The 7,456-nt window shown below is 68.1% G+C and carries 6 protein-coding genes; 2 read left to right on the top strand and 4 right to left on the bottom strand.

What is annotated here, in order from left to right; genetic code table 11:
• Positions 1–230: 230 nt before the first annotated feature.
• The 4 genes from ACXJKR_RS19015 to mutL all read right to left on the bottom strand — a co-directional run bounded on the left by ACXJKR_RS19015 (position 231) and on the right by mutL (position 5,036).
• On the bottom strand, positions 231–884 hold the full coding sequence (locus tag ACXJKR_RS19015; protein ID WP_457324141.1) for an ABC transporter ATP-binding protein: 654 nt from the start codon (positions 882–884) through the stop codon (positions 231–233).
• The gene (gene miaA / locus ACXJKR_RS19010; RefSeq protein WP_457324140.1) at positions 881–1,798 is read right to left on the bottom strand and encodes a tRNA (adenosine(37)-N6)-dimethylallyltransferase MiaA; all 918 of its coding nucleotides are present in this window, start codon (positions 1,796–1,798) and stop codon (positions 881–883) included. Before miaA ends, ACXJKR_RS19015 begins: the two co-directional genes overlap by 4 nt.
• 100 nt (positions 1,799–1,898) lie before the next feature.
• Positions 1,899–3,185, bottom strand: a complete 1,287-nt coding sequence (locus ACXJKR_RS19005; RefSeq protein WP_457324139.1) for a pseudouridine synthase — start codon at positions 3,183–3,185, stop codon at positions 1,899–1,901.
• A gap of 9 nt (positions 3,186–3,194) precedes the next feature.
• On the bottom strand, positions 3,195–5,036 hold the full coding sequence (gene mutL / locus ACXJKR_RS19000; protein WP_457324138.1) for a DNA mismatch repair endonuclease MutL: 1,842 nt from the start codon (positions 5,034–5,036) through the stop codon (positions 3,195–3,197).
• A gap of 57 nt (positions 5,037–5,093) precedes the next feature.
• Between mutL and ACXJKR_RS18995 the strand changes: the two genes are divergently transcribed.
• Both ACXJKR_RS18995 and ACXJKR_RS18990 read left to right on the top strand, forming a co-directional pair.
• Entirely contained in the window at positions 5,094–5,741 is a 648-nt protein-coding gene (locus tag ACXJKR_RS18995) for a DedA family protein (RefSeq protein WP_056201588.1), read from the top strand.
• Positions 5,742–5,832: 91 nt separating this feature from the next.
• The coding region (locus ACXJKR_RS18990; RefSeq protein WP_457324137.1) for a S41 family peptidase at positions 5,833–7,456 on the top strand (1,624 nt) is incomplete at its 3' end.

The raw sequence follows: 7,456 nt of genomic DNA, 5'->3' as shown, positions 1-7,456 counted from the left end.
CAGAAGCCCAGGGCGCGAGCGCAGCGAGCCTCAAGCTCTGACTTCGCGCCCCTTTGTTTGAACGGAGCGTAGCGAAGTGAGTTGGGCGCGGCCCTGGGCTTCGAGCATCGCAGGGGACCCCGTCAGGGGCGGTTTTGCAGGGGAGAGCTTTTTGCCTACTTTTTGGCGGCGCAAAAAGTAGGTCGGCCGCCGGGACGAAATCCCGGCTGGGCCTTGGCGCCAAGCCAAAGTTACGCCTCATGCAACCCTGTCGCATCCAGCCGCAACCGCCGATCAGCCGATTGAGCGGCAACTTCAGAGTGAGTCACGAGCAAGCAAGCCGCGCCAGCCTCGTGCGTGCAACGCCGCAGCAACTCCAGCACTTCAGCCGCATGCCGCGCATCGAGATTGCCCGTCGGCTCATCCGCCAGAACGAGGCGAGGCTTGTGCACCAGCGCTCTCGCAATCGCCACACGTTGTAGCTGCCCACCTGACAGTTGCCGCGGCATGCGAGCGGCAAACGCCCCAAGGTTCACCGCCGCCAGCATCTCCGCCACCCGGCCGTCGTCACGCAAACCCAGCAGCCGCAACGGCAACGCCACGTTGTCCGCCACGCTCAGATGCGGCAGCAGGTGGAAGGCCTGGAAGATAAACCCCAGCTTCTCCCGCCGCAACGCTGATCGGGCTTCATCGTCYAGTGGCCGCAAGTCCTGCCCTGCCAGCGTGATCGAGCCCGCATCGGCCTCGTCCAACCCCGCCAGACAGTTCAGCAACGTCGACTTGCCACTGCCCGACTCGCCCAACAGCGCAACGATCTCGCCAGGGGCCAGGTCCAGATCAATGCCGGCAAACACCGGCGTGTCGGCGTAACTCTTCACGAGCCCGCGAGCGGAGAGAACCGTCATGCGTTCAGCAGCCTCTGCAATCCAGCCAGCAATTCAGGAATCGGCTGCGGCCCATCACAGGCAATGACGCGACGCTTGGGCATGCTGCGCAGCCAGGTCACTTGCCGCTTGGCAAGCTGACGCGTCGCCGCGACGCCGCGGTCGCGCAGGTCGGCGAAGTCGTTGGCGTCCAGCGCCTCCCACACCTGCCGGTAGCCGACGCAGCGCATCGATGGCAGCGCCAACGACAGGTCACCGCGCGCACGCAGCCCCTTGACCTCATCGACCAAGCCAGCAGCCAGCATCGCGTCAAACCGCTGCGCCAGCCGCCCGTGCAGCCATGCGCGGTCATCAGGCTCCAACGAGAACAACGGCCAGTCGACGCCTTCGTCACGCGACGCGGCATGCAGTGCGCTCAGGGGCTGGCCGGTCAGGCGGATGACTTCCAGCGCGCGCTGGATGCGCTGGCTGTCGTTGGGTGCCAAGCGGGCGCCCGTTTCAGGGTCGAGCTTGGCCAACTCCGCATGCATCGCTGGCCAGCCGCGCTCGGCCGCCTCGGCGTCGATGGCGGCACGCAGGTCGGCGTCGGCCTGGGGCAGCGTCGACAGGCCATCGAACAGCGCCTTGAAGTACAGCATCGTGCCGCCCACCAGCAGCGGCAGCTTGCCACGCGCGCTGATCTCCGCAGCAAGCCGTTTGGCATCGCGCACGAACTCGGCGGCCGAATAGCTCTCGGTTGGGTCAAGGATGTCGATGAGATGGTGCGGCACCGCGGCCTGCTCAGCGGCCGTGGGCTTGGCCGTGCCGATGTCCATGCCGCGGTAGATCAGGGCCGAGTCGACACTGATGATCTCAACGGGCAGCACCTCGGCAATCGCCAGGGCCGCCGCCGTCTTGCCGCAGCCGGTCGGGCCAGCGAGACAAATGGGGCTCATCAACGGCGTGGTGCCTTCCCAAGTGGCTGCCGTGGAACTGGCTTTGCCAGGCCACTGGCAGCGCCCCCTCGAGGGGGCCGGCGAAGCCGGTAGGGGGGGGTCAAAATTTTTCCCACGGGGCCAGATAGCGCCATTGCCCGACGGGCAGATGGCCCAGCGGAATGCGGCCGATGCGCACGCGCTTCAGGCCGACGACCTTGAGGCCGACCAGTTCGCACATGCGGCGGATCTGGCGCTTCTTGCCCTCGCGCAGCACAAAGCGCAGCTGGTGCTCGTTCTGCCAGCTGACCTTGGCGGGCTTGAGTTCTTCGCCATCCAGCTCCAGGCCATGGTTCAGCAGGGCGAGTTTGTTGTTCGACAGCGCCGCGTTGGGCAGCGTGCCCTCTGGCACGGCTTCAGCACCGGGCAGGCCGACGAACTCGACACGCACGAGGTACTCCTTCTCGACGTCGGAGTCGTCGCCGATCAGCACCCGGGCGATGCGGCCGTCCTGCGTCAGCACGAGCAGGCCGGTGGAGTCGATGTCCAGCCGCCCGGCGGGAGCCAGGTTGCGGTGGTGGCCGGCGTTGGGCTTGATGCCGGAGGCGTCTTCCGCCCAGCGGTTCTCGGGCTGGAACAGCACGACCGCCGGGTCATAGCCGTCTTCGGCCTGGYCGGACACATAGCCGATGGGCTTGTGCAGCAGCACGGTGACGAGCTGAGCCTGCTGGTTGCGGGCAGCGGGGTCGATGTCGATCTGCACGTCGGGGCCGACGCGCTGGCCCAGCACGGCGACCTTGCCGTTGACGCGCACCCAGCCGGCGGCGATCCAGTCATCGGCCTCGCGACGCGAAGCAAGCTTGAGCTCGCCCATGCGCTTGGACAGGCGTTCGCCGTCCTCGGGCGCGACTTCGCGAGCCGGGTTGCGGCGTTGCTGCGGGCGCTGCGGCGGCTCGAAGTTGGGGCCGCGGTTAGCCACACGGCGTTGGTCGACGCGCGGTGGGCGGTCAGCAGGAGGGCCTTCGTCCGGTCGCGCGCGAGGGGCGCGTTCTGGGCGCTGCGGTGCGTCGCCGCGGTATTGCGGCGGGCGCTCGTCGGGTCGTGCACGCGGGCCACGCTCGGGGCGCGGCGGCGCATCGCCACGCGGCTGCTGCTGCCAGTCAGACTTGAAACCCGTCGGCTTCGGGCGAGCCGGCCGCTCGTCGCGAGCCGGTGCAGGCCGCTCGGCGCGCTGCGCTTGCGACTTCTGGAACTGCTCCTCGCGCTCGGCCCGGTCGGCTTGCGCCTTGGCAAGCGTCGTGCGGGGCTTGGAGACGCCCTTGCCGCGCACCGGCGCGCGCTTCTCGCCCTCGGCGTTGCGAGTCTTGGCAGCAGGCTTGGGCTTGCCCTTGAGGGTGATGGTGGCCATCGTTTTCTTTCAGCGTCCGCGCAGGAAAAGAGCGTCCAGCTCGCGCATGTCGAGCTGGCGCCAGGTGGGGCGGCCGTGGTTGCATTGGTCGGCGCGTTCAGTGGCTTCCATGTCGCGCAGCAGCGCGTTCATTTCGTCCAGCGTCAATTGCCGGTTGGCGCGCACGGCGCCGTGGCAGGCCATGGTGGCGAGGATTTCATGCTGAGCGCGTTCGAGCACCGAGCTGGCGTCGAACTGGGCCATCTCGGCGAGCAGCTCGCGGGTCAGCGCGACGAGGTCGGAGGCCGCAAGCAGGGCGGGGCGGGAGCGCACGGCCAAGGTGCGGGCGGACAGCGGGGCGACATCCAGGCCGAGCTTTGACAGCGTGTCGGCATGCTGCTCGGCGGCGGCGACCTCCTCGGCCGTAGCGGCGAAGCTGACCGGGATCAGCAGCGGCTGGCTTTCGATCTGGGTCGCGCCGAGCCTGGCCTTGAGCCGCTCATAGACGACGCGCTCATGGGCCGCGTGCATGTCGACGATGACCAGGCCTTGCTTGTTCTCGGCCAGGACGTAGACGCCCTGGATCTGCGCGATGGCGCGGCCCAGCGGCCAGTCCTCGTCCGGCAACTTCATCTTCAAGCTGATCGTCGGCGCGGCTGTCGCAGGTTCGGGCTCAGGAGCTTCACCAGGGGCCCACAAGGCCTCGTGCTGGACCAGGGACAGCCTGACCTGCTCGGCCGTCGGCGGCACGGGCGGCACATAGGACTGGTAGGCCGGGCGCGGCTCCGAGACGAAGAGCGTGGCCGGCATCGTCGGCTCGAAGCCAAGCGGCGCCATGGCCGATTCGACGCCGGCGGCGTCCGCACGCGACTGGGCCAGCGCGTCGATGAAGGCGCGGCGCACCGATTGGTGGATGGCGCGGCCGTCGCGAAAGCGCACCTCGATCTTGGTCGGGTGCACGTTCACGTCCACCAGCTCGGGCGCGATCTCGATGAAGAGCACATAGCTGGGCTGGCGCTGGCCGTGCAGCACGTCCTCGTAGGCGGAGCGGATGGCGTGGCTGATGAGCTTGTCGCGCACATGGCGACCATTGACCCAGACGTATTGCTGGTCGGCCCGCGAGCGCGCCGCCTCGGGCAGGCCGGCGCGTCCGGTCAGGGCCAAGGGGCCGAAGCTGTGCTCGAAGGGGCGGCTCTCGGTGACAAAGTCTGCGCCCAGCGCATCGGCAATGCGCTGCTCGCTGGACGCGGCGCGCCATTGGTCGACGAGCTTGCCTTCGTGCCAGATCGCAAAGCCGACGTCGGGACGCGCCAGTGCATGGCGGCGCACGGCTTCGACGCAATGGGCCAGCTCGGTGGCGTCGGTCTTGAGGAACTTGCGGCGGGCGGGGGTGGCGAAAAACAGCTCGCGCACCTCGACGCTGGTGCCGCGCGCACGGGMGGCCGGCTGCAGCTCGCCGCTGCGGGCGTCCAGCCGGTGGGCGTGAGCGTCGGCGGCCGTGCGGCTGGCAATGGCCATGTCGGAGACCGACGAGATGGCGGCCAGGGCCTCGCCGCGGAATCCCATCGTCGCGACGGATTCCAGGTCACTCAGGCTGGCGATCTTGCTCGTTGCATGGCGCTTGAGTGCCAAGGGCAACTGGTTGACAGGGATGCCGCAGCCGTCGTCCTCGACGACGATGGCCCGCACGCCGCCGGCCATCAGCTTGACCTGGATGTTCTTCGCGCCGGCGTCCAGTGCGTTGTCCACCAGCTCGCGCACCACCGAGGCCGGGCGCTCGACGACCTCGCCGGCGGCGATCTGGCTGATCAGCTCATCGGGCAGTTCGCGGATGGCGCGTGGGGCAGGGAGGTCGGGCAGGGGCAAATCCATCGACCGGATTATCGGCGCCGTCCGGCTGTCACGTCCGGGCCGGGATAATCGCCGCCCATGGATTTCCTTCCCTTCCTCATCGACTTCGTCCTGCAYGTCGACCAGCACCTGGCCAACTTCGTCGCGAGTTACGGCGCCTGGGTGTATGCGCTGCTCTTCCTGATCATCTTTGTCGAGACCGGCGTGGTCGTCATGCCCTTCCTGCCGGGGGATTCCCTGCTCTTTGTCGTCGGCGCCATGTGTGGCGTCGGGCTGATGGACCTGGGCCTGTCCATGGCGCTGCTGACGGCGGCGGCCATCCTCGGCAACCAGAGCAACTACAGCATCGGCCGGCACTTCGGGCCGCGCGTCTTCCAGTGGGAGGACTCGCGCTTCTTCAACAAGGCCGCCTTCGAGAAGGCCCATGCCTTTTACGAGAAGTACGGCGGCATCACCCTGGTTGCGGCCCGCTTCATGCCCTTTTTGCGCACTTTCGCGCCCTTCGTGGCCGGCGTGGCGCAGATGACTCGGCGCAAGTTCACGCTGTATGACGTGGGTGGCGGCGTGCTGTGGGTTTGCGGCGTCACGCTGATCGGCTATGTCTTTGGCAACGTGCCCTGGGTCAAAACCAACCTGGACAAGATCATCTGGGCCATGATTCTCATCCCCGGCCTGGTCATCATCGCCGGCGGCCTGAAGGCCAGGTTCAAGCGCCAGCCGGGCTGACTCGGCAGGGCCAACTCAGCCCGGCGCTGACTTTCGGAGCCGCGCCCAAGGCGCACTAGAGTCGCGGGTTTTCGTCTGATCGGAGATCCCGATGACCCTGACCCGTATCGCCATGGCTTTGGCCTGTGCCTGGATGACCTCCGGCGCGGCCTTGGCGGCCGAACCGACGCTCATGCTGCGCCAGCCCGCCGTCTCCAAGGACCACCTGGCCTTCGTCTATGCCGGCGATCTCTGGCTGGCTGACCGCAGTGGCGGCAATGCCCGGCGCCTGACCAGCCATGCGGCTGCCGAGTTCGCGCCGCGCTTCTCGCCGGACGGCAGGAGCATCGCCTTCTCGGCCAGCTATGACGGCAATACCGACGTCTACGTCATCGGCCTGGACGGCAGCGCGCCCAAGCGCCTGACCTGGCACCCGACGGCTGACGTCGTCAGCGGCTGGAGCCCTGATGGCAAGCGCGTGCTGTTCGCCTCGCCGCGCGAGGTGCTGAACAACCGCAGCAACCAGCTCTACGAGGTCAGCGTGGAAGGCGGCTACGAGAAGCAGGTCATGAAGGCCGTGGCCTTCGAGGGCGCCTGGTCGGCCGACGGCAAGCAGCTGGCCTACCGCCCCTACAACGCCGCCTATGCCGGCATGAGCGGCTGGCGCCAGAGCCGCGGTGGCTCGACGCCACCGGTGTGGGTCATGGACATGCAAGGTCCAAATGCCGGCCAGCGCTGGCAGGAGATTCCCCACGTCAACGCAACCGATTCGGCGCCCGTGTGGGCCGGCGGCGAGGTGGTGTTCATCTCCGACCGAGCGGATGGCGCGGCGAACCTGTTCGCCTTCAACCCCGGCACCAAGGCGCTGCGCCAGCTCACCAAGGAGACGCAGTGGGACGTGCGCAGCGTCGACGCCGTCGGCACGACCCTGGTCTATGAGTCCGGTGGCCGCATCAAGCAGATAGAACTGGCGGGCGGCACGCCGCGCGTGCTCGACATCCAGCTCACCAGCATCGCGCCTCAGGCGCGGCCGCAGTGGAAGGATGCTGGCAAGACGCTGACCCATGCTCAGCTGTCCAGCACCGGCAAGCGCGTGGTAGTGAGTGCGCGTGGCGAGGTGTTCACCGTGCCGGTCAAGGACGGCAGCGTGCGCAACCTGACCGAGACCGCCGGCGTGCGCGAGAAGGACGCGCTGTGGAGCGCCGACGGCCAGCGCGTGGCTTATCTGTCCGACGCCCCGGGCATGCGCCATGAGCTGGTGCTGCAGAACCAGACCGGCCTGGGTGCGAAGGAGCGCTTCCTGCTGCCCAAGGAGGGTTATTTCGCGCTGATGGACTGGTCCCCTGACGGCAATCAGTTAGTGCTGCAGGACAACCACCTCAACCTCTATCGGCTGAGCCTGGTGCCCGGCCCGCAGCGCGGTCAGCTCGTCAGGATCGCCACCGACGTGCGCCGCTTCGGCGCCGACGGCTATGCCGTGTCCTTCTCGCCGGACAGCCGCTGGCTGGCCTACACGACCTCGGGCGAGAACTATTTCAGCCGCATCGTGCTGCACGACCTGGCGACCGGTCGCAACCATGCCGTCACCGACGGCCTGGCCCACGCCGGCAACCCGACGTTCTCGGCCAAGGGCGACTACCTGTATTTCACGGCGTCCATCAACTCCGGCCCGAGCCAGGTCGGCCTGGACTTGTCCACGCAGGAGCGCCCGCGCCGTGCCGGCCTCTACGCCGTGG

This window comes from Roseateles sp. P5_E11 (assembly GCF_054049355.1).
This window is presented reverse-complemented; position numbering and strand designations above follow the sequence as displayed.

Excerpts from the sequence above, each read along its gene's own strand:
- miaA (WP_457324140.1), bottom strand. The coding sequence starts at position 1,798 with ATGAGCCCCATTTGTCTCGCTGGCCCGACCGGCTGCGGCAAGACGGCG.